General features: G+C 69.3%; 14 protein-coding genes and 1 pseudogene. 5 read left to right on the top strand and 10 right to left on the bottom strand.

Going from position 1 to position 21,866, the window contains the following annotated elements:
• Positions 1 to 8: 8 nt before the first annotated feature.
• Positions 9 to 224, bottom strand: a pseudogene (locus QSK05_RS36220) (AfsR/SARP family transcriptional regulator); the annotation flags it as partial.
• Between the two features lie 493 nt (positions 225 to 717).
• Here QSK05_RS36220 and QSK05_RS03260 point away from each other — a divergent pair.
• Positions 718 to 2,466, top strand: a complete 1,749-nt coding sequence (locus QSK05_RS03260; protein WP_285593725.1) for an MFS transporter — start codon at positions 718 to 720, stop codon at positions 2,464 to 2,466.
• Here QSK05_RS03260 and QSK05_RS03255 read toward each other — a convergent pair.
• Complete coding sequence (locus QSK05_RS03255) at positions 2,410 to 3,744, bottom strand: mechanosensitive ion channel family protein (RefSeq protein WP_285593723.1); 1,335 nt, start codon at positions 3,742 to 3,744, stop codon at positions 2,410 to 2,412. The two genes, QSK05_RS03260 and QSK05_RS03255, sit on opposite strands and share 57 nt — an antisense overlap.
• Positions 3,745 to 3,994: 250 nt before the next feature.
• Here QSK05_RS03255 and QSK05_RS03250 point away from each other — a divergent pair, with 250 nt between their 5' ends.
• Positions 3,995 to 5,365 carry a cryptochrome/photolyase family protein gene (locus QSK05_RS03250; protein ID WP_285593721.1) on the top strand — a complete coding sequence of 457 codons (1,371 nt, stop codon included), beginning with the start codon at positions 3,995 to 3,997 and terminating at the stop codon, positions 5,363 to 5,365.
• Positions 5,366 to 5,435: 70 nt separating this feature from the next.
• Here QSK05_RS03250 and serA read toward each other — a convergent pair whose 3' ends face one another.
• On the bottom strand, positions 5,436 to 6,665 hold the full coding sequence (serA, locus tag QSK05_RS03245) for a phosphoglycerate dehydrogenase (protein WP_285593719.1): 1,230 nt from the start codon (positions 6,663 to 6,665) through the stop codon (positions 5,436 to 5,438).
• 247 nt (positions 6,666 to 6,912) lie between these two features.
• Between serA and QSK05_RS03240 the strand changes: the two genes are divergently transcribed.
• Positions 6,913 to 7,497 carry a hypothetical protein gene (locus tag QSK05_RS03240; protein ID WP_285593717.1) on the top strand — a complete coding sequence of 195 codons (585 nt, stop codon included), beginning with the start codon at positions 6,913 to 6,915 and terminating at the stop codon, positions 7,495 to 7,497.
• A 136-nt stretch (positions 7,498 to 7,633) separates the two neighbouring features.
• Here the strand turns inward: QSK05_RS03240 and QSK05_RS03235 are convergent, their stop codons facing one another.
• The 5 genes from QSK05_RS03235 to QSK05_RS03215 are packed head-to-tail and all read right to left on the bottom strand — an operon-like array spanning position 7,634 to position 12,386.
• Positions 7,634 to 8,116 (bottom strand): hypothetical protein, encoded by a 483-nt coding sequence (locus tag QSK05_RS03235; RefSeq protein ID WP_285593715.1) that lies wholly within the window; start codon positions 8,114 to 8,116, stop codon positions 7,634 to 7,636.
• A 40-nt stretch (positions 8,117 to 8,156) separates the two neighbouring features.
• Positions 8,157 to 8,828, bottom strand: coding sequence for a DUF5666 domain-containing protein (locus QSK05_RS03230; protein WP_285593713.1), 672 nt, complete (start codon positions 8,826 to 8,828; stop codon positions 8,157 to 8,159).
• A 53-nt stretch (positions 8,829 to 8,881) separates the two neighbouring features.
• On the bottom strand, positions 8,882 to 10,171 hold the full coding sequence (locus QSK05_RS03225; RefSeq protein ID WP_285593712.1) for an ABC transporter permease: 1,290 nt from the start codon (positions 10,169 to 10,171) through the stop codon (positions 8,882 to 8,884).
• Positions 10,168 to 10,929: an ABC transporter ATP-binding protein gene (locus QSK05_RS03220; protein ID WP_285593711.1), complete on the bottom strand. Its 762-nt coding sequence runs from the start codon at positions 10,927 to 10,929 to the stop codon at positions 10,168 to 10,170. The genes QSK05_RS03225 and QSK05_RS03220 overlap by 4 nt, the downstream gene beginning before the upstream one ends.
• The gene (locus QSK05_RS03215; RefSeq protein WP_285593710.1) at positions 10,926 to 12,386 is read right to left on the bottom strand and encodes an RND family efflux transporter; all 1,461 of its coding nucleotides are present in this window, start codon (positions 12,384 to 12,386) and stop codon (positions 10,926 to 10,928) included. Before QSK05_RS03215 ends, QSK05_RS03220 begins: the two co-directional genes overlap by 4 nt.
• A 288-nt stretch (positions 12,387 to 12,674) precedes the next feature.
• Between QSK05_RS03215 and QSK05_RS03210 the strand changes: the two genes are divergently transcribed.
• Positions 12,675 to 13,397: a response regulator transcription factor gene (locus tag QSK05_RS03210; RefSeq protein WP_285593708.1), complete on the top strand. Its 723-nt coding sequence runs from the start codon at positions 12,675 to 12,677 to the stop codon at positions 13,395 to 13,397.
• 15 nt (positions 13,398 to 13,412) lie between these two features.
• A complete protein-coding gene (locus QSK05_RS03205; RefSeq protein WP_285593707.1) occupies positions 13,413 to 15,065 on the top strand; it encodes a sensor histidine kinase in 1,653 nt (550 codons plus the stop codon).
• A gap of 75 nt (positions 15,066 to 15,140) precedes the next feature.
• Here the strand turns inward: QSK05_RS03205 and QSK05_RS03200 are convergent, their stop codons facing one another.
• Complete coding sequence (locus QSK05_RS03200) at positions 15,141 to 17,270, bottom strand: histidine kinase N-terminal 7TM domain-containing protein (protein ID WP_285593705.1); 2,130 nt, start codon at positions 17,268 to 17,270, stop codon at positions 15,141 to 15,143.
• Between the two features lie 142 nt (positions 17,271 to 17,412).
• Positions 17,413 to 21,843: a putative bifunctional diguanylate cyclase/phosphodiesterase gene (locus QSK05_RS03195; protein WP_285595155.1), complete on the bottom strand. Its 4,431-nt coding sequence runs from the start codon at positions 21,841 to 21,843 to the stop codon at positions 17,413 to 17,415.
• Positions 21,844 to 21,866: the final 23 nt, after the last annotated feature.

Genomic DNA, 21,866 nt, shown 5'->3' with positions numbered 1-21,866 from the left:
GATACCGTACGTAATGGAGGTACTTCGCCAGGAGCGGCGAGCAGGCGTCGCAGCCGCGAAACGTACACCTGCACGGTATTACCCGCCGAGGGGGGCGGGGTGTCACCCCAGAGCAGGTCGATCAGCCGCGAGGCTGGAACGGCCACTCCCACCGAGAGGGCGAGTAATGCGAGCAGGGCACGCTGGCGGGGGCTGCCGGCCGATACCGGGCGACCTGCCCGCACGATCTCCACGGGTCCCAGGACCCGGATCCGGTCGGAGGAGTCCGATCGCGATGCGTGCGCCACGGAAAGAACCTATTCGCTACCTGGGTCCAACGCCCTGTCATTCACCGTGTTCATGCGTTCTACCAGGGCGTTCAGTAGTCATTAAGTGGCTTGTCGGACCTTCCCAGCAGATTTGTCGTCATCGAGGCACCGGGGCAGCACCGGGGCCGGATGATTTCAGGGGAGGTGCACCACGATGCGCGGTCAGACCTGGGGCTGAGCCCACGAGCAAGCCGTTCCGTGTCGAACCGGACACCGACAGCGTGCTGGTAGATACGGCAACGAATCACGCGCACTGCCCCCAGCCTCACGGCATGGGGGCCGGTCGCGGTTTTGGCACTAGTACCACCAGTTTCACCAGTAACACCAGAAACATGACGAGCGGGCCTGGGCGCTGTGAGGGCGGCACCACGGGCAAGGACGGCGGGCGTGACAGGGGAGACGACAAGGCGTGTCGACGAGAGCGGCAGATCCACCGATCGAACTCGAGGACTTCGGTCCTGGAGGCAGGAAAGCCGACCGTGACGCGGGTCCGGTGAACCCCGGCGAGTCCGGGAACCACCCGGACACGCTGGAAGGGCCTGCCGCGCAGGCCATCGCCGCGGCCGAGACAGCGACGGCGACCGAGACAGCAGCAGCGGCAACCGAATCGGCTTCGGCAGGTGACGATCGACCGTCCCGGTACCGGGACGTGTTCGGGGTACGGGAGTTCCGCGCGGTCTTCGCCGCGGACCTGTTCTCCCTGATCGGCGACCAGATCGCCGCCGTCGCGGTGGCTGTGCTGCTCTACCAGGACAGCGGTTCGCCGCTGCTCGCCGCCGCCGGCTACGCCACCGCCTATGTGCCCTGGCTGCTCGGGGGTCCGCTGCTGGCGGCCTGGGCCGAGCGGTTCCCGGGCCGGTCGGTGATGGTGGCCTGTGACCTGGGCCGGGCCCTGCTCATCGCGATCGCCGCCCTACCGGGCATGCCGTCGCTGGGGGTCGCCGGGCTGGTGTTCCTGGCCGCGATGTTCGCACCCCCGTTCGACGCGGCCCGCTCGGCCCTGCTCGCGCAGATCCTGACGGGCAACACCTATCCGGTCGGCATGTCCCTGCGACAGGCCGTGCACCAGATCGCCCAGCTCGCCGGCTTCGCGGTGGGTGGCGCACTGGTGCTCGCCCTCAGCGCGCCCGGCGTGCTCGCCCTGAATTGCTTCACCTTCCTGGTCTCGGCGGCCCTGTTGCGGGCGGGTCTGGTCGCCCGGCCGGCCCCCGCCGCCTCGAAGGCCGAACCCGAAGAGCACGAAGAGCCCGAAGCGCAGCCGGAAGAACCGGCCGAGGACGAAGCCCCACCTCCGGCCCGGACCCCCGGCGTCCCGCTCCAGCGCCGTCAGCAGACCGTGCCGGTGATGCAGCGCGTCGCCCGCACCAGTGTCTCCACCAGTGCCTCTACCCGTGCTTCTACTCAGGTACCGGGCCCGCGCAGTCGCACGGACGACCACACCCCACCGACCCGGCGCCGCTCCCGCCTGCGGCTCCGGGGCCGGCGGGCCGCGCAGGCCCGCCGCGTACAGCGGAAGGCGAGCGGGAAGGCGTCCTCAGGCAATTCGGTGTGGGGCGACATGATCGCGGGGCTGGGCGTGGTGCGCGGTGACGCGCAGATCTGGTTCCCCCTGATGCTGGGGATCGTCGGCGCGGCCTACGCGATCGTGCCGGAGGCCATCGCGACCGCCTACGCCGCCGAGCTGGGCCACGGCTCCAGCGTGGTCGGGCTGATCATGGCCGCAGCGGCGGCGGGCAGTGTGGTGGGCGGGCTGGCGATCGGCCGGTTCGCGGCGCCCCGCACCGCCTCCCGCCTGATGTACCCGCTGGCCCTCGTCGGCACGGTTCCGTTGCTGGTCATCGCGCTGCGCCCGGGTCTGACGGTGAGCCTGGCCATGTTCGTGCTCTGTGGGCTGGGGCAGGCGTTCCAGGTGGTGGCCAACACCCAGTTCGCCTCGAGCATCCCGCCGGCCATGCGTACCCGGGCCTTCGGCATCGCGATCGCCGGGCTCTACGGCGGGCAGAGTCTGGCCATCCTGCTGGCCGGGGCGGCGGCCCAGTGGCTGGCACCCAGCACCGTGATCGCCGCCTCCGGCCTGATCGGGGCGGCCGGACTGCTGGCGCTACCGCACCTTCGCCCCACGGTCCTGCGTGCGCGCGGCCGGCACTCCCACCAGTGAGCCGTCCGTCAGCGCACCGTCCGGGCCCACCGTCTCCGCGGGCCGCTCCGTACCGGAGTTGCTGAAGGTCGCCTCGCCCAGCGGCTTGCTCTCGTCGAGGCAGTCGTCCTGCTCGTCCTCGCCCGAGTGGTCGGGCGTCTGCAGGTCGAGGTGGGCGGTCTGCGGGTCGGGCAGGTGCGGTTCATCGCGCTGCGGGCGCACGGCACCGTTGAGACCGGCCTCCTTCGAGGTGACCACACCGTCGGCGTAGGTCTGCTCGGCGCCACCGATGTTGCGCTGCACCGGCAGCGACTCCGGGTGGTTCTTCTGCAGCCAGGTCAGCAGGGCCTCACGGATGTCGCACCGCAGGTCCCAGGCGGCCGGGCCGTCGTGGGCGGAGGCCAGCACCCGCACCACCATCGTGGTCTCGGTGGTGTCGGCGACCTGCAGCACCCAGGCCTGGCGGTCCCACAGCGGGTTGGCGTCGATGACGGACTGCGCGTAGTGCCGTAGCTCGGTCAGCGGGGTGGCGTAATCCAGGTAGAGAATCACCGATCCCAGCACCCGGGCCTCGTTGCGCGTCCAGTTCTGGAACGGGTTCGTGGTGAACCAGCTGGTCGGCAGCACCAGGCGACGTTCGTCCCAGAGGTGCACCACCACGTAGGTGAGGGTGATCTCCTCGATCCAGCCCCACTCGTCCTCGATCACCACCACGTCGTCGATCCGGACGGCGTCGGTGAAGGCCAGCTGGAGCCCGGCGAACATGTTGCCCAGCGTGGTCTGCGCGGCGAGACCGGCCAGGATTCCCGCGATACCGGCCGAGGCCAGCAGCGAGGCCCCGAACGTGCGCATCTGCGGGATCGACATCAGTACGGCGGCGATCCCGACCAGGACCACCACCACCCCGAGCACCCGGCGGACCAGGGTGATCTGGGTCCGCAGTCGACGGACCCGGCGGTTGTCAGCCACGTCCATCCGTAGCCGCCAGAACAGGATCTCCTCGCCCACCTGCAGCGATCGGACGATCAGCCAGCAGGCGGCCAGGATCACCGCGATCCCACCGGTGCGGGTCCAGCCCGGGCTGATGCCGTTGATGGCCTGCAGGGTCACCTCCACGGCGATCGCCACCGCGGTGAGGATGAACGGGTGGCGGCACAGCCGGTGGATGGCCAGCAGGCCACCGGAGTCCCGGCGCCGGCCGGCCCACCGGGCGATCCAGGTGAGGCTCCAGGCGATCACGCCGGCGGCGACGGCCGCCACCGCGACCAGGAGCAGTTGGGTCCAGAAATCGAGGTCCACGTATCTCCTTCCCGTTGCCGCCCACGACGGATCGCGGCGGGTCGGGTAGGTGTCAGGTGCTCGTCAGCCGACCGCCGGCGCCTTCGTCACGGCAGTTCCCGGGCTGAACACATCGAACGACGACGTTATCCAGCACTCCCGCACCCTGCGGCTCGACATTCACGCACCACGTCGACTTCGGGCATAAAATCCCAGGTCGCGAGCCAGTTCTGAGAGGCGGGTCACTCCGCTGAGCGGTAGAAAAGACGCCGTGAGTGATCAGACTGCGCCATCCATCGTCCTGTTCACCCGGGACCTGCGGGTGCACGACAACCCGGCCCTGCACGCGGCGGCCGGTGACGGCCCGGTGGTGCCGCTCTTCGTGCTCGACCCCAAGATCCTCGACGGTTCCTACAACCGTCCCAACCGGGGCCGGTTCCTCGCCGAGAGCCTGGCCGACCTGGCGTCCTGTCTGGAGGAGCGGGGTGCCGGGCTGGTGATCCGCCGGGGCGAGGTGGCTTCGGAGGTCGCGAAGGTGGCGAAGGCGGTGAGGGCGCGGGCCGTGCACATGGCCGGTGACGCGAGCGCCTTCGCCCAGCGCCGCGAAGACGCGCTGCGCGAGACCCTCGCACCGCTGGAGTGCGATCTCCACGTGCACGACGACTCGCTGTTCGTGGTGCCTCCGGGGCAGGTGACGGCGGTCGGCAAGAACCACATGGCCGTGTTCACGCCGTACCACCGCAAGTGGGAGAAGGCGCCGCGGCGCTCTCCCCTGGCTCCCCCACGCGAGCTGTCGATGCCGGAACTGCCGATGGGAAAGGTGCCCACCTCGTCCTCCATCAGCCCGGGACCGACCGCCCCCTCGCTCGCCCGGGGAGGGGAGAGCGCGGGCCGGAAACTGTTCTCGGCCTGGCTCGACCGGCACGCCGAAGACTACGAGGACGGCCACGACGACCTGGCCGGCGACCGCACCAGCCGCATCTCCCCCTACCTGCACTTCGGTTGTCTCTCACCGCTCGAGGTGGTGACGCAGGCCGCGCACGCCGAGGGCTTCGTGCGGCAGGTGGCCTGGCGCGACTTCCACCATCAGGTGCTGGCGGCGCACCCGTCGTCGACCCGCCAGGACTTCCGCACCCGGCACGACCGCTGGCGCACGGGGGCGGACGCCCAGCGCGAGTTCGAGAAGTGGAAGAACGGACGCACGGGGTGGCCGTTGGTGGACGCCGCCATGCGTCAGTTGCTCGACGAGGGGTGGATGCACAACCGGGCCCGCCTGGTGGTCGGGCACTTCCTCACCAAGACGCTGTACCTGGACTGGCGGTGGGGTGCCCAGCACTTCATCGACCACCTGCTCGACGGCGACACCGCGAACAACACCATGAACTGGCAGTGGGTGGCCGGCACCGGCACCGATTCCCGGTTCAACCGGGTGCTCGACGTGACCACCCAGGCCCTGCGCTACGACGCCCAGGGCGACTACGTGCGGCGGTACGTGCCGGAGCTCTCCGAGGTGGGCGGGCCCAAGGTGCACACCCCCTGGAAGCTGCCCCCCGACGTCCGCAAAAAGCTCGATTACCCCGAGCCGATGGTGGACGTGCGGGAGGGAAACGATCGTTTCCTCGCCGCCCGGGGAAAGAAGTAAAAGAAAACCCAGTTCGTGATCATGCGGACTTTTCCCGGGGAAAGTTCGCATGATCACGAACTGCTGGAGTTCAGCCGAGGCGGAGCTGACGCACCCGGATCGTGTCGTGCAGGTTGCGCAGGGCCTCGATGGCCTGCTCGGTGGGCTCGGCGGCGATGTCGGTGATCACGTAGCCGATGTCGCCACGGGTGCCCAGGGTCTGACCGTCGATGTTGACCTTCTCCTCGGCCAGCACGCCGTTGATCGCGGCCAGCACGCCCGGGGTGTTGCGGTGGATGTGCACCAGACGGGTGGCCTCGTGCTCCGGGGTGGCCAGCGGCGGGAAGTTGATGCTCAGGGCCGTGCTGCCGTGGATCGTGTAGTCACGCAGCTTGCCCGCGACGAACCGGCCGATGTCCTGCTGCGCCTCCTCGGTGGAACCACCGATGTGCGGCGTGAGGATCACGTTGGGCATGCCCTGCAGCGGGGAGACGAACTTGTCGCCCCGGCCCTTGGGCTCTTCGGGGAACACGTCGATCGCGGCACCGGCCAGCTGCCCCGACTCCAGGCGGCGGCGCAGCGCCTCCTGGTCGACCACGAAGCCGCGACTCAGGTTCAGGAAGATCGCGCCGTGCTTCATCAGGGCGAACTGCTCGTCACCGAAGAAGTCGGCGTTGCCCTTGCGACCGTCGACGTGCAGCGTGACCACGTCGACCTTGGCCAGCAGCTCTTCGAGGGTGTGGATCTGCCGGGCGTTGCCCAGCGGCAGGCGGTCGGCGGTGTCGTAGAACAGCACCTCCATGCCCAGGTTCTCGGCGAGCACGGAGAGCTGGGTGCCGATGTTGCCGTAACCGACGATGCCGAGCTTGCGGCCGCGCACCTCGTGCAGACCGGTGGCGCTCTTGTCCCAGACGCCCGCGTGCATGCCGCGGTCTTTCTCGGTCAGGCGCCGCGTCATCGCGATGATCTCGGCCAGGGCCAGCTCGACCACGCTGCGGGTGTTGGAGAACGGCGCGTTGAACACGGCCACGCCCCGGCTCTGCGCCGCCGCCACGTCGATCTGGTTGGTACCGATGCAGAACGCGCCGATCGCGAGCAGGTCGGGAAGCTCCGCCAGCACCCGGTCGGTGACGTTGGTCTTGGAGCGGATGCCCAGCAGGTGCACGCCCGCCGCCTGCTCGATCAGCTCGTCCTCGTCCAACGCCCGCTCGATCGAGACCACCTCGGCGCCGACCGCCTCGAAGGAGGCGACCGCATCCGGGTGGATGTTCTCCAGCAGCAGGATCTTGACGCCGGCGGCGGGAAGCTTCTTGTTGCTCACTGCAGTCACACTCACAAGCTGTAGGTCGGCACGATGTGGGCTCTGAGCCGGCGGCTCATGCTTCCGGCGTGTTACGTGAGATCTAGAACTCTACCCCGCGGCGATTCCGTCCCACCTCTGAGTAAAACGCCGCCCCACAGGTGTGAAGGCACTGTGAGCCCCGCATAATCCCTGAAGAATCGGCCCGGCCCGACGACTTCATCGGTACGCACCGAGACTCGGTCGTCGCGAAGGGAGCTGCACCGCCATGTCCATCAGCTCGATCAGTAGTTCCTCCTTGGCCGGGGCCGCCCAGGCGCTGGTGAGTCAGCGCAACGCCCCGAGCCAGAGCGGTAGTGCGCTCGGCGTGGCCGCCCAGGCCCTGGGGCTGAGCACCAGTGACCTGTCCGGTCAGTTGCAGGACGGCAAGACCCTGGCCGACATCGCGAAGACCCAGGGCGTCTCCCGCGACGATCTGGCGGCGGCCCTGAAGGCCGGTATGCCCTCCGACGGCGCCTCCCGGTCGGACGCGGACAGCATCGTCGACTCGATCATCGACAGGGTCGGCGGAGTCGGCGGCCCCAGCGGTGGCAGCGCCCCCCAGGGCCCTCCGCCCCCGCCCCCGCCGGCTCCCTCCAACAGCACGACCGGCCTGCTCAGCGGCACCCTGACCAGCGATCAGCAGAGCACCCTGAACACCCTGAGCTCGCTGCTGGACACCGACTCCACCTCGCTGCTCAGCAGCCTGCAGAACGGCACCAGCCTGGCCGACCTGGCCGACAACGCCGGCGTCAGCTCCTCGACCCTGGCCTCGGTGCTGCAGGACGGCCTGCTGTTCGACACCCGGGCCTGAACCCTCGGGGCGGCCGAGCCCCACAAAATCATTGCCGTGATCATGCAAAGTGTCCCCGCACTTCTAGAACTCTCAGTGCCAGAGTTCTAGAACGCCGGGGACACTTTGCATGATCACGAAGGGTGGAGCGGGGTTGTCAGCTCGCGGTGGCCGTTGCCGTGGGGGTTGCCGTGGGGGCTGCGGTGGAGAGCTCGATGCCGCAGGCCTTGAGTGCGGCCTGGGCGTCCTCGTCCTGGAGGACCTCGCTCATGCCACCACCCATGCCACCACCCATGCCGCCACCCCCACCCGGGCCGCCGCTCGCACCGGCGCTGGGCATGTCGGTCGGGCGGTCGGACGAACCCGCGGTGGGCATGTCGGTCGGCCGGTCGGTCGGCATGGCGCCGGGTGTGCCGTTCTGCGTGCCGCTCGGGGTCGGCAGGTCGATACCGGCCGCCGTCAGACATTCCTGAATCTGCTGGAACTGGCCGTTGCCACCGCCGCCACCGCCGGGCCCGGCCGCTGTCGCGGACGCCGCGGACGAGGTCGAACCCGACGAGCCTCCCCCACAGGCGGCCAGCGTCAGCGCGATCATCGGGGCGATTGCCACCGCGGTCAGGGTTCTGCGGTTGCGAACCATCGGTATTGCTCCTTCTTCCGTCATCCGAGAACGAAAACTCTTAGGAGGCGGTGATGCTCGTCGCCGTGACGACACCGTTGTCCGCCTTCGTACCCACCACCGACACCGAGACGCCCTGGGCCAGGCCGGAGAGCGCCGTGGCGGACGAGTCGGTGACCGTGGTTCCCTGAGGCACTTTCACGGTCACGGCCGTACCCGAGAAGTTCTTCACCGTGAGCGTGCGGCCCGACACCTTGGTCACGGTGCCGACGACCACCGGGCTGGTGGACGCCTGGTTCCCCGAGGAGCCTGCCGACCCCCCGGCGGCGCCACTCTGAGCACCGCTCTGAGCACCGCTCTGGGCACCGAACCCGCCACCGTAACCGCCACCACCACCGGGCATTCCGCCGGACTGGCCGTAGCCGCCCCGCGACTGTCCACCACCCATCGCCGACATCCCACCGCCGGGCGAACCGCCCGAGGCGCTACCGAACTGCTTCTGCACCGCCACACCACCGATGAAGGCCAGGCCCGCGAGCACCGCGGCCATCAGGGCGATCGTGACCTTTCCCATCCGGCGGTTGCTCTCGGCCAGCAGGTCCAGGTCGTCGTCGGCCGGCTGGATCGGGGCGCCGTCCCAGTTCCGGTCGTACGGAACCTGTTCGCGAGAAGGAACTCCCGGTTGCAGAGCGGTCCGGTCGATCCCGGCGGGTGACGTCGAATCAGCGGTCACAGCGGTCTGCTCCTGTTGTGCTCGGCCGATCCTGCGGGCCGGCTGGTGGCGGTTCACTCGTATCGGAGGGCGTCGATCGGGCGCAGCGACGCCGCCCTGTTCGCCGGGTAGAGGCCGAAGAACAGCCCGATGAGCACGGAGACAGCGAAGGACAGCACGACCGAGTACGGCTCGATCACCGGCTTCACGCCGACGATCGTGAACTGACTGCCGACGACCCCGATCAGCACGCCCATCAGACCGCCGAAGACCGACAGCAGCACGGCCTCGACCAGGAACTGGCTGACGATGTCGAACTTCTGCGCCCCGATGGCCTTACGGATGCCGATCTCCCGGGTCCGCTCGGTCACCGTGACCAGCATGATGTTCATGACGCCGATCCCGCCGACCAGCAGCGAGATCGCGGCCACCGCGGCGAGCAGCACGGTCAGTGTGTCGGTGGTGCTGGTCGCCGCCTCGAGGAAACTCGAGGCGTTCGAGACGCTGAAATCCGCGTCGTCCGATGTGGTCTTGTGCCGGGAGTTGAGGATGTCCTCGACCTCCGACTGCGCCGCGTCCACCGTCTCGGCCGAGGTGGCCTGCACGGTGATCGAGTCGACCGAGCCGTAACCGGTCAGGGTGTCCTGCACCGCCGTGAGCGGTGCGATCACCACGTCGTCCTGGTCGGTATTGCCGCTGGTGCCCTTCTCGGCCAGGATCCCGACCACGCTGAACTCGACCCCGTTGAACTGCACGGTCTGGTCGAGCACGTCACTGCCGTCACCGCCGGCCAGATCCTCGGCCACGCTGACGCCGACCAGGGCCACCCGCTTGCGGTCGGTGTAGTCGGAGTCGGTGAACGCCGATCCCTTCGACACCTTCCAGTCGTTGATGGCCAGGTAGCTCGGGGTGGTGCCGGTGAACGTGGTGACGTCGTGGCTGGCACCGGTGTAGGTGGCCGTCACCGAACTGGCCGCGACGGTCGGGGCGACCGCCTTCACGTCGGGTGCCAGCTCGTCGTCGAGCAGCGAACCGGCGTCGTCCTCGGTCAGTTCCGCGACACTCGTCTGGGTACCGGAGTCGACCGAACCGCCGCCTCCGCCACCACCGGGGAAGCCTCCCCCGCCACCTCCGCCGCCACCGCGTCCACCCGTGCCGCCCTGACTGCTCGAGACCGTCAGGGTGTTACTTCCCAGGGACGAGATCTGATCGGCCACCGCGGCACTGGACCCGGTACCCACCGAGACCAGGATGATCACCGACGCGACCCCGATGAGGATGCCGAGAGTGGTCAGTGCAGAACGCATCTTGTTGCCCAGGACCCCGCGGACGGCGAACCGGGCGGCCTCGGCGAACCGGCTCATCGGGAAACCCCCGGAGGTGGGTCGGTGATGCCCGCGACCCGCTCGTCCATCACGATCTGCCCGTCCCGCAACCGGATCACGCGCTTGGCCCGGGCGGCCACATCGTCCTCATGGGTGATCACACAGAGGGTGCGCCCGGCCATGCTGAGATCGTCGAACAGGTTGAGGATGTCGGCCGTGCTGCGACTGTCGAGCGCACCGGTGGGCTCGTCGGCGAGCAGGAGCACCGGGTTCGTCACGATCGCCCGGGCCACCGCCACCCGCTGCTGCTGACCGCCGGAGAGCTGGGAGGGGATGTGGTCCAGCCGGTCCCCCAGACCGACCCGTTCCAGGGCCGCACGGGCCCGCACACGACGTTCGGCGGCCTTCACCCCGCCGTAGGCCATCGGTAGCTCGACATTGGCCGTCGCCGAGGTCCGGGCGATCAGGTTGAACGACTGGAAGATGAAGCCGATCTTGCGGTTACGCACCAGGGCCTGACTGCGCTCGTTCAGCCGCCGGGTGTCGACACCATCGAGCAGGTAACGACCCTGGGTGGGCACGTCCAGGCAACCGATGATGTTCATCAGTGTGGACTTTCCCGAGCCGGAGGCTCCCATGATCGCCACGTAGTCACCGGTCTGGACCACCAGGTCGACCCCGGCCAGGGCGTGCACCTCGGTGTCGCCCAGGCCGTAGGTCTTCCGCAGGGAACGCACCTCGATGACCGGACGGCTCGCGGTCCTCGCGGCCACCGGCGGAGGTACTGTCTCGGTCACTGCGGGCCACCGCCTCCACCAGGCATGCCGCCGCTGCCGCCACCGAACCCGCCGCTGCTCCCGAATCCGGGAACGCCGCTGCTGGAGGATGAATCGTCGGTCGTGGTGGGAATCTGCACCTCGTCGCCGGCCGCCAGCCCGCTCTTGATCTCGGTGGTGCTGGAGCCCTCCAGGCCGATCTCGACCTCGGTGGTGGTGGCCACACCGTTCTTCAGCAGGCTGACCGTGCTGGTGTCGCCGGTCGTGGTGATCGCCGAGGTCTGCAGCACCAGAACGTCTTCCGCGGAACCGGTGGTGATGACCACGCTGACCGACGCGCCGAGCCGGGCGGTGGAGACCGGGTCGGTGACCGTGATCGTCACCTCGTACTGCACCACGTTGCTGCTGGTGGTGCCCTCCGGCGAGATCTCGCTGACGGTGCCGCTCATCGTCTCGTCGCTGGCGGAGAGCGTGATCTCGGCGTCCTGACCGGTCTTCACCGAACCGATGTCGGCCTCGGCGATGCTCGCCGTGACCGTCATCTTGCTGGTGGCGGCCAGGCTGATGAACGCGCTGCTGGAAGAACTGGAACTGCTGGTACTCGAGGACGAGTCGGTGCCGGTGGCGCTACTGGTACCGCTCCCGGAGGAGGACGAGGAGGAGCCCGAACTCACGCTGTCACCGACCTCGCCACCGACCGTGAGGATCGTGCCGGCGAACGGCGCCCGCAGCCGGGTGTCGGCCAGGGCGTCCTTGGCGTCCTCCACGCTGACCTCGGCGGAGGCGATGCTGACCTTCGCCTCGGCGAGCTGCGCGGCGGTGGCACCTTCCTGGTTCTTCTCGATGTCCACCTTCTTCTGCGCCAGCTGCGACTTGGCCGAGGTGAGCTGCGAGCGCGCCTGGGCGAGCGTCTCCTTGTCCTTCTTGATGGTGGCGGAGGGGGCGCCGTCCGCCTTGTCCGAGGCCAGCTGGGTGGTCGCGGAGTCGACCGAGTCCTGGGCGGAGTCGACCGAGTCCTGGGCGGTCTCCAGGGCCAGCGAGTCCACCTCCTTCTCGGCGGAGCTCTGACCCTCGGTGAGGTCGTCGTAGGAGGCCTGCGCGGAGGCCAGGGAGGCCTTGGCGGAGGCGAGTTCCCGCTGTGCGGCGGCGGTGTCGATGGTGGCCAGGATCTGGTTCTTCTTGACCTTGTCGCCGACCTTGACCTTGACGGCGGTGACGGTGCCGGAGGCACCGAAGGACAGGGAGGAGCTGCGCGAGCTCGCCAGGTTGCCGGAACCACTGACGGAGGCCGTGACGTTACCCGTGGAGACGGTCGCCGTGCGGCTGGTGGTGGCGGTGCTGGCATCGGAGGTGCCGACGGTGAGGTAGGCGATCACGACGATCGCCACCAGCACCACGAGGAGACCGAGGTTCAGCCAGTGGTTGCGCAGAAGAGCCTTGCCCTTGCGACCGGGGGAGGGTGAGGTAGCGTCACTCACCGCGTTGCCGTCCCCGTTGCCCGTACGGCCCGTGGGACGTACAGCCCAAAACCCAGATTCAAGCTCGTATCTCCTTATCCGGTGGCCTTTTGGGCGCACTGGCGGTTCAGCGGACGCCACACCGTCGCGGAAACCGCTGCGCGCGGGCTGTGGTCACGCTATGAATCAGCCATGATGATCGGGCAAATGGCCCTGACCTGGACATACATCCCCGCTCCGGACACGCTCACAGGCTTTTCACAGATATACGGGGGCTGTCGTTCAGCTTTGGCGACCAGCTTGATTCCTGTGACGACCGCCCCCCTACGCCACCCCAACGGCGCGCCCGTTCGCGTGCTTGTGGTGGACGATGAACGCACTCTCACCGACCTGCTGACCATGGCTCTGCGTTACGAGGGCTGGCAGGTCCGTTCCGCTCCCGACGGCAACACCGCCGTCAAGGAGGCTCGCGACTGGCGCCCCGACGCCGTCGTGCTCGATGTGATGCTGCCCGACATCGACGGTCTCAACGTGCTTCGTCGTCTCCGCGAGGACGACCGGGACATCCCGGTTCTTTTCCTCACCGCCCGCGACTCGGTGGAGGACCGCATCGCCGGTATCACCGCCGGTGGCGATGACTACGTGACCAAGCCCTTCAGCCTGGAAGAGGTGGTGGCCCGGCTGCGTGGGCTGATCCGCCGCACCAGCCTGGCCGCCCAGCCGCCGGACGCGCAGCTGACGGTCGGGGACCTGATCCTCGACGAGGACAGCCACGAGGTCTCCCGCGACGGGGCCACGGTGAAGCTGACGGCCACCGAGTTCGAGCTGCTGCGGTACCTGATGCGCAATCCGCGGCGGGTACTGAGCAAGGCCCAGATTCTCGACCGGGTGTGGAACTACGACTTCGGCGGCCAGGCCAACGTGGTCGAGCTGTACATCTCCTACCTGCGTAAGAAGATCGACGCAGGTCGTCCCCCGATGATCCACACGGTGCGCGGTGCGGGCTACGTGCTCAAACCCGCCGCCGCCTGACCCGATCCCCTACGGATGAGGTCGGTCAGCTCCCGCAGGTCCAGGCACGCCGACGCGAAGCCCTCGCTCAGGGGGCGTAGAGGGCGCACCACGCTGCGTCGGCGCCTGGTCCTGCTGTCGATCGCCCTCACCGCGACGATCAGCATCGTCATCGGCCTGGTCGCCGTGTTCTCGCTGCAGGTGTTCCTGGAGGAGCGGCTGGACAACCAGCTCACCTCCGCGGTGCGGCGTTCCCGTGAATTCGCCGGCCGGTCTCCGTCCGAGAACCGGCCGTCGAACGTCACCGGGCCTGGTCCCGGCTTCCTGAACGCTCCCGGCCAGGGTGAGGACACGCTCGGCGCGGAGATCAAGGCCGACGGAACGGTCAGCGTCGCCGCCGTTCTCAACGCCACCGGTGAGAGGGTGGCGCTGACCGGCGCCCAGCAGACCGTCGTCAGCACAGTTCCCGCCGACCGCCGGCCCCACACCGTGGATCTCGGCGACGACCTGGGCAAGTACCGGGTGATCGGTCTGGTGATCCAGCGCGACGGCGAGGACGTCACCCTGGTCACCGGTCTGCCCCTGAGTTCGGTGCAGGCCGCGGTGTGGCGCCTGACCGCCGCGGTCATCGCGGTGAGCATCTTCGGGCTGCTCACGGTCGCCTTCGTCGGTGGGCTGATCGTGCGACGTACCCTGCGGCCGCTCAACCGGCTGGCCGAAGTGGCCTCCGGCGTCAAGGAACTGCCCCTGCACGAGGGCAAGACCGCTCTCCCCACCCGGGTTCCGGAGCAGGACACCGATCCGGCCACCGAGGTCGGACAGGTCGGGTCTGCCCTGAACACGCTGCTGGGCCACGTCGACAACGCCCTGCAGGCGCGTAACGCCAGCGAGGCCCGGATGCGCCGGTTCGTGGCCGATGCCAGTCATGAGCTGCGCACCCCGCTGGCCTCGATCCGCGGTTACGCCGAACTCACCCGCCGTACCGGGCAGCACGTCCCGCCCGAGGTCGCGCATTCGCTGAGCCGGGTGGAGTCCGAGGCGATCCGGATGAGCGGACTGGTGGAGGAGCTGTTACTGCTCGCCCGGCTGGACGAGGGCCGGCCCACCGCCAAGGACCCGGTCGATCTCACGGATCTGCTGGTCAACACCGTCAGCGACGCGCACGCGGCCGGACCCACCCACCGTTGGCAACTGAATCTGCCGGACGTACCGGTCGTGGTGACCGGTGACGAGGCGCAGCTGCACCAGGTGGTGGTGAACCTGATGGCCAACGCCCGGGTGCACACCCCTCCCGGCACCGTCGTGGAGGCCGCGCTACGGATGGTGACCAGCGAACAGGGCGCTCCCGTGGCCCTGCTCACGATCACCGACAACGGGCCGGGCATCGCGCCCGATCTGCTGCCCGAGGTGTTCAACCGGTTCGCCCGCGGCGACAACTCGCGTTCACGAACGGCGGGCAGCACCGGCCTGGGGCTGTCCATCGTGTCGGCCGTGGTGCTCGCCCACGAGGGTCAGGTCGACGTGACCAGTCAGCCCGGCCGCACCTGTTTCTCGGTGCGGTTGCCGGCCGAGCCACCCGAAGACCTCTACGAGCCGATGGACGACGAGCCCTACGCGGCGCTGCCGCCTACGGACATCCCGGTGGACGCGGTCACGCAACCCAAGGGAATCCCGGTCATCCGGCCTTAGGGCGTGTTTTGGAAGTCGGTGCCGCCAGGCGGCCACCGGGTGCCCCGCAGTAGGCATGGACTTCCAAAACGCGCCCTAAGTCGCCGCCAGCACCAGAAGCGCCACGTCGTCGCGTTCCGGCGCGAACGACCGCACCGCGGCCAGCACGGAATCCGCGACGGCATCGGCCAGCTGGGTCGCCGGATGACCGGGCCCGCCCTGCTCGCTCTGGCCGGCCTGGTCGGTCCACGGATTGCGCTCGTACTCGGGGTGTTCACGCCGCCAGGCCGGCGACGGCCAGGCCGGGCCGATGCCGCGGGGCACGGCCGCCAGCACCTCGGCCAGACGTTTCTCACCGAACTGCTCGTCGCCGACCCGCGCCTCGGTGACCCCGTCCGTGTAGGCGAGCAGGACGTCCCCTGCTTCGAGATCGACCACCACCTCGTGAATGTCCACCGACGGCAGCAGCCCCAGTGCCGTGCCGGGACGCCCGACCGTGTGCACCGACCCGTCGCGGTGCCGTCGCAGCAGCGGCGGTGGGTGGCCACCCAGGCTGAGCGTCACGCGGATCCGCCGCTCGTCCGGCCCGGGATCGTTGACCAGCCCGTAGACCACCGTGCAGAACCGTTCCAGGTCGTCCGGGGTCTGCAGAGCCCGGTTGAGCTGCCGCAGCACCTCGCTCGGGGTCCAGCCCTGGGCGCTCAGGGTGCGCACGGTGTAGCGGGCCATCGAGGTGACCACGGCCGCGTGCACCCCCTTGCCGGAGACATCGCCGAGCACGAACGCGGACTCACCACCGCCGGCCGGGTGCACGTCGTAGAAGTCACCACCCACACCCTCGCCCCGCGCCGAGGGCACCGACCGGGCGGCGAACCGCAGGGCGGGCAACTGGGGCAAGGACGCGGGACGCAGACTCTGGCGCAGGGTCTCGGACAGACGGGTCTGCTCGTTCAGCAGCTCACGCAGTTGCCGCTCGGTGCGGTTGCGCTCGGTCACGTCGCGCAGCACCACCAGCCGCGCGATCTGCCGGCCGACCGGGTCGGTCACCCAGGTCATCGAGACGGCTACGTCGCGTGGTGGCCCCAGGACGAGCTGCTCCCCTGTCCGCTCCCGGTGCCGGTCCTGTCCGGTGGGCCCCGGGAGCCCCGAAGGGTCCGTGTGACGGTCGATCTCGCGGTCCACAACCTTCAGCGGACGCCCGGTGAGACGCAGTGGTTTCTCGGGCCCGGCCGGCTCGGGCCGGGTGAAGAGCCCTCCCCAGAAACCGGGCAGGATCTCCTCGGCGGTATCGGCGCCGGGAGCCGGGTAGATCAGCACCTCGTCCTCGACCGTGTCGACGGCCGAGCCGACCTCCAGCTTCTCCAGCACCGTGGCCAGACCGGGCACCACGTCCACCACGTAGCGGCCGATCATGGCCCGGCGAGGGAAGCTGATGATCGAGGCCGCGGCGGCGTTCGCGTCGACCACCCGGCCGTACACGTCGAGCACCAGCACGCCGTCGTTCATCTGCTCGATCACGATGCCGCGGGCGACCGGCGTGAGGTCGAGCAGGCGCAGCCGGAAGAAGCCCCAGACCAGCACCACCGCGGTGATGCCGAAGAGGAACGGCGTGGGGTCGACCATCCCGGCCCGGAACAGGCCGGCGTTCCAGAGCACGTTGCCGAAGCAGGGCAGCAACGACGCTGCGATCAGGAGTGCGCCCTGGCGGCGGTAGGGCGGGGCGATCTTGGTCAGGCGGGCCATCAGCACGAAGTCGGCGCCCAGCATCAGCACGTAGACGTAGACCGCGTGCGGCCAGAACAGCGGACCGGCTCCGGGCACCTGGGCGTTGAGCACCCGGCTGGTGTCTGAATAGTCCTGGATCAGAGGACGCGTCACGGGCATCAGGAGGAGGGTCATCATGACGACCGGGTGGATCGTCAGCAGGATCGTGGATCTTCGTGTCATCCGCCCACGCCCGGTGTAGGCGAAGACGAAGCTCCACAGCGCCGGCGGCAGGGCCACGACGCCGAAGTACTTGAGCGCCGACCACCATTGGGCGACCTCGGGGGAGGTGCTGCTCAGCTCCAGGGCGTAACAGATCGACCAGACCTTGACCGCGAGCAGCATGACCACCAGCGGGCGGCTGCCGATGCCCTGGCGATTGGCCCAGACGAACCCGGCCAGCGACAGGTAACCGACGCCGCCGGCCACCAGAGCGCAGACCAACCAGGCCGACCACGACACCGCGCTCGATACCTCCCCGCGACCACGTCACCCGTCAGTTCGCCACCGACGGAAGCCCACAGTGCGAGCACCGCCCGGCTGCTCCTTGATTGCCCAGGTGAACAGGGTATGCGGAGTGCACCCGGGGCGCAGGGTGATGAGGTTATCCGCGGATGATGCGTGAAACGTCACCGGGTCTGCCGAAGTGATAACCCTGCGCGTAGTCACAGCCGATCTCCCGCAGGCGCCGCGCCTGCCGGCCGGACTCCACCCCCTCGGCGATCACGCGCATCCCGTGGGCGTGGGCGAGATCGACGATGGCTGTCACCACCGCGTCGGCGCGGGAGTCCTCGCCGACCGGCGTGACGAACGAGCGGTCGATCTTCATGAAGTCGAAGCTGTACCGCTGCAGCCCGGCCAGACCCGACCGACCCGAACCGAAATCGTCGATCCCGACCCCGATCCCCGCCGAGATCAGCTCCTTCAGCGCTCGGTCCACCGCCGGGTCGGCGTTGGCGAACGCCTGCTCGGTCAGCTCCACCTTCAGCTTCTCCGGGCCGAAGTCACCCCGGCGCACCGCGTCGATCAGGTGGAACGCCAGGCCCGGGTGCTCGGTGGAACGGGCCGACAGGTTGATCGCCAGCCACGGCGGCGTGACCTGCCCCCGACCTGTCTGGTCACCGATCCGCGCATCAGCAGCCCGCAGATCCTCCGCGTTCTCCGACCACGACCGCAGTTGCGCGATCACCTCGTTGATCACCCAGGTATCGACCTCCACGATCAGGCCGGTCTTCTCGGCAATGTCGAGGAACTGGCCGGGAGCCAGCAGATGCTCGCCGCCCTGCGGGTCCACAAGACGCACCAGCGCCTCCGCCCCGATGATCCGGTTCGTGCTCAGGTTGATGATCGGCTGGTACTCCAGGGTCAGACCCCGGTCGGCCAGGGCCATCCGCAACCGCTGCTCGGTGCGGCGGCGCTCGCGCACCCCTTCCCGCAGGGCCTCGTCGAACACCGCATAGCCGTCGCGACCGGAATCCTTCGCCTGGTGCAGGGCGATGTCGGCCTCACGCAGGAGGTCGGCACCGGTCGAGCCCGGGCGCCCCCGGTTGCTCGAGATGCCCACGCTGCCCGGGCAGATCAGCACCTCACCCGATCCCGGCAGCACGTAGGGTGCCCGCAGGGCCTCCAGCATCGTCTGGGCGAGGCCCACCACCCGGGCCTGCGACCAGCCCGCCGGGACCACGACCACGAACTCGTCACCGCTCATCCGGGCGATCAGCGAACCGTCCGGCACCACCGCGACCAGGCGGCGGGCCACCTCGATCAGCAGCCGGTCACCGGTCTCGTGACCCAGGCTGTCGTTCACGACCTTGAACCGGTCGAGATCGAGAAGCACCACGCTGAGGGCATTCTCGTTGGCACCCGGGGTCGGTCCGGTGGCCCGCAGCAGCAGCTGCAGCCTCCGCTCGTAAGAGGCCCGATTGCCCAGCCCGGTCACCGGGTCGGTGGCCGCGACCCGCTCCAGCTCGATCCGGTCGCGCACCTGACGGGTCACGTCGATCGTCGCACCGTAGACCGCGGTGATCGTGCCGTCGGGCGCCCGTCCCGGCGTCGCCCACGACTGCACGTGCCGGATCTCGCCGCCGGTACCGATCAGCCGGAACGTCTCGACACACTCGTCCTCAAAGCCCTGCGGGTCGAGGTCCACGTCCACCCGGCGGGCCCGATCCAGGTCGTCGGGGTGGACGAAGGCATGCCAGCGGTCCAGGTCAGGATCGAAATTCTCCGCGGAAACACCCACCAGGCGGTACATCTCGTCCGACCAGATGAGTTCCGAGGTCTCCGGTCGCCATTCCCAGGTGGCCAGACCCGCCAGTTCCTGCGCTGCCCGCAACCCGGCCAGGCCGGAGCGCAGCGCATCGGCGTCCCGTTCGAACGCGGTGATGTCGACGACGCCGCCCCAGGCCCCCAGCAGGTTGCCCTTGTCGTCGCGTCGCACCTCGCTCCAGGCGTAGGCGTGCTTGGCCTGCCCGTCCCGGGTGCGCAGGCGCAGTGCCCCGGCGACGCCTCGGCCACTGCGGATCGCCTGCACCGCCACGTCGAACCGGCCCCGATCGGCACCCGCCAGCACCGACCGGACGGTGCCCAGGTCCAGCTCCACGTCGGCGGGCATCCCCAGCAGACGGGCCACCGGCGACGACCAGGTCACGGCGTTGCTCACGGCGTCCCACTGCCACAGCCCCATGCTGTCGGCCGAGGGCATCGAGATCGACAGAGCCGAACCCGATGGTGGACGTTCACGACGGTTGCGCGGGCCCGGCATCCGCCGGTCGTCGACAGGAAGAGAGCCCCCGAACAGTGCGGCGCCGGATCCCCGGCCTCCCCCGGTCGGGGGCATCCGGCTGCCGGTGGGAGGCGTGAGCAGCTCAAGCCCAAGATCCTGACGCAGCTCCGGAGAACCGTTGACCCGATTGACGACTCGCGGGTTTCCGCGCATCTCGGCCAGACGTGCGTGGATGGCGGTCGGGGCGATGCTCCGGTTGGTGTTCTGACCGGCCCAGCCCGGTTCCTCACCCGCGGTCTCGGTGTTCAGATCGAGCACCTGGTCACGCACCCAGACCTCGTCCGGGGCCTCGTCACCAGCCGCAACGACATCAGCCGCGGACACCTTCGCCTCAGAACGCTCAGCAGGCTCGGTGGACCCGGCAGGCCCGATGGACCCGGTGGACGCGGCGGCGAAGCTTCCGGCATCGAGGGTCCCGACCTCGAGAGCCCCGGTGTCATCGACCTCGACCGCCTCGAACTGGCCGGTGCCGGTGGACGTCCGGCAGTCGGCGGCCGATGTCTGAGCCACCGGCGAGAACGGTCCGGTCGCCGTGGACGGTGATACCGAGCCCGACACCGAGCCTGCATCGACCTGCTGTCCGACCTCCGGCTGCTGGCCGGCACCCGTCCGCGAGGCGGAATCCGGCTGCCGGGCTTCTCGCTGTTGCCGGCCTTCGGCTGCGCGCCTGGCCATGGAACGACGCGGGGCCTCGACCCACTGGCCGACCGAACTCTGTTCCTCGGCAAGGCTGCGCTGTTCAACGGCATCACTGCGCGGCCCGGCTGCGGAGGATCCACTGGTCTCGGTCGACCGGCCAAGCTCGAACTGCTGGCCGGTCTCGAACTGCTGGCCGGTCTCAGACCGCTCCTCGGCACCGGCCGGTGATCCGGCACCCGGTTCCGGTCCTGGTCCGCCGGGCCGACCCGCGTCCACCTGCTGAACGGGTTCGACCAACCGATGGGCGGTGCTCTCCGTCAACCGGCTCGCTTCGACCGGCTGGCCCACCTCAGTCTGCTGTCCGGTGACGGACTGCCCGATGAGATCCTCGTCCTCCAGGTGTGCCGCACGGTCACGCTCCCGGCGGGCGCGACGCTCGCCTCTCGGAACCGACATCCCGAACGGACCGGAAGATGTTTCCTCCGGATCGCTCCCACCGAGCATCGAACCGGCCGACGTGTCCTCCTCGTCGACGTCGTCCTCCGGGTTCAGCGCCTCGTCGAGAGACTGATCATCGCTCCAGTCGAAGGTGCCGGCGGTCGAGATCGATCGGTCGGAAGCGTCTTGCCGGTCGGAAGCGGCCTGGTCGAAGAGCTGGTCGAACGCGGAAACCCTTTCCCGCTCATCGTTCTGACCTTCGACTGGATCGCTCTGGAACTCGGCCTGGTACTCCCGCTGCTGCGGGGTGAACAGGCCGAAGGGATCGTGTCGATAGTCCTGCCGACCGTCGGGCGATGCGACGACCCGCTCCGGCCCGGACTCCTCGGCTGCCGCCAGTGCACCGAAAACCGCTGATGCCGCCGGGTTGTCCGGCTCGTAGGCAGTGCTGGGCACGTTCGGCGTGAACCACCGGTCGAAACCCTCGCCGGCCGGCTCGCGCACCGCTTCGGCTGCGACGCCCCCGGCCTGCTGCCGCTCCGCCAGCCACGATTCCAGCCGCGCCTGCGGTCCGGCCGTCCCGGGCTCAGCGGCCCCGCGGGCGACCAGGTCGTCTTCATCCTCTTCGAGTTCATCCTCTTCGAGCGTGGCGATCCGCTCACCGGCCACCTCGGCCAGATCGGCCGTGGCCTCGATGTCCTCATCGGTGAACCAACCCGGCCGGTCCGCGGTGAAGGCCAGCACAGCCAGCACTTCGCGGGTGATGCTCGCGTGCCGCCCTGATCCCGCCGGCGCCGCGCGTAGCAACGGAACCGCCAGCACCGCCGCCGCCGAACCACAGCACTCGGTATTCAGCTCGACGCCAGCAGAATCGCTCTCCGGATCAACGGCGGCCACGTGCTGGATCAGCGCTGTCCCCCAGGCTGCCCCGCAGGCGGTGTTCTCCAGCAGAACCTCAGAACCCAGCTCGACCGATTCGTCACCGTAGGCCGCCGTCCAGATCAGCCGGTCGTTGACGACGCTGGCGATCCGCGTCGGGGCGTCCATCAGCAGACCGGCGTCGCGCACCAGCTCCTGGAGTACCTCGGCTGAGGTCGGCCCGGCATCCGCGATCCGGTGCAGCGCCGCGTCCAGGGTCACGGCGTCTTCCACCACGGGCAGTTCGTCGACCACCGACAACTCGTCAATGCTGGACG

This window comes from Kineosporia sp. NBRC 101731, from assembly GCF_030269305.1.
GTDB lineage: Bacteria > Actinomycetota > Actinomycetes > Actinomycetales > Kineosporiaceae > Kineosporia.
Note: the sequence above shows the minus strand (reverse complement) of the source record. Positions and strands in the feature narration are given on the sequence as shown.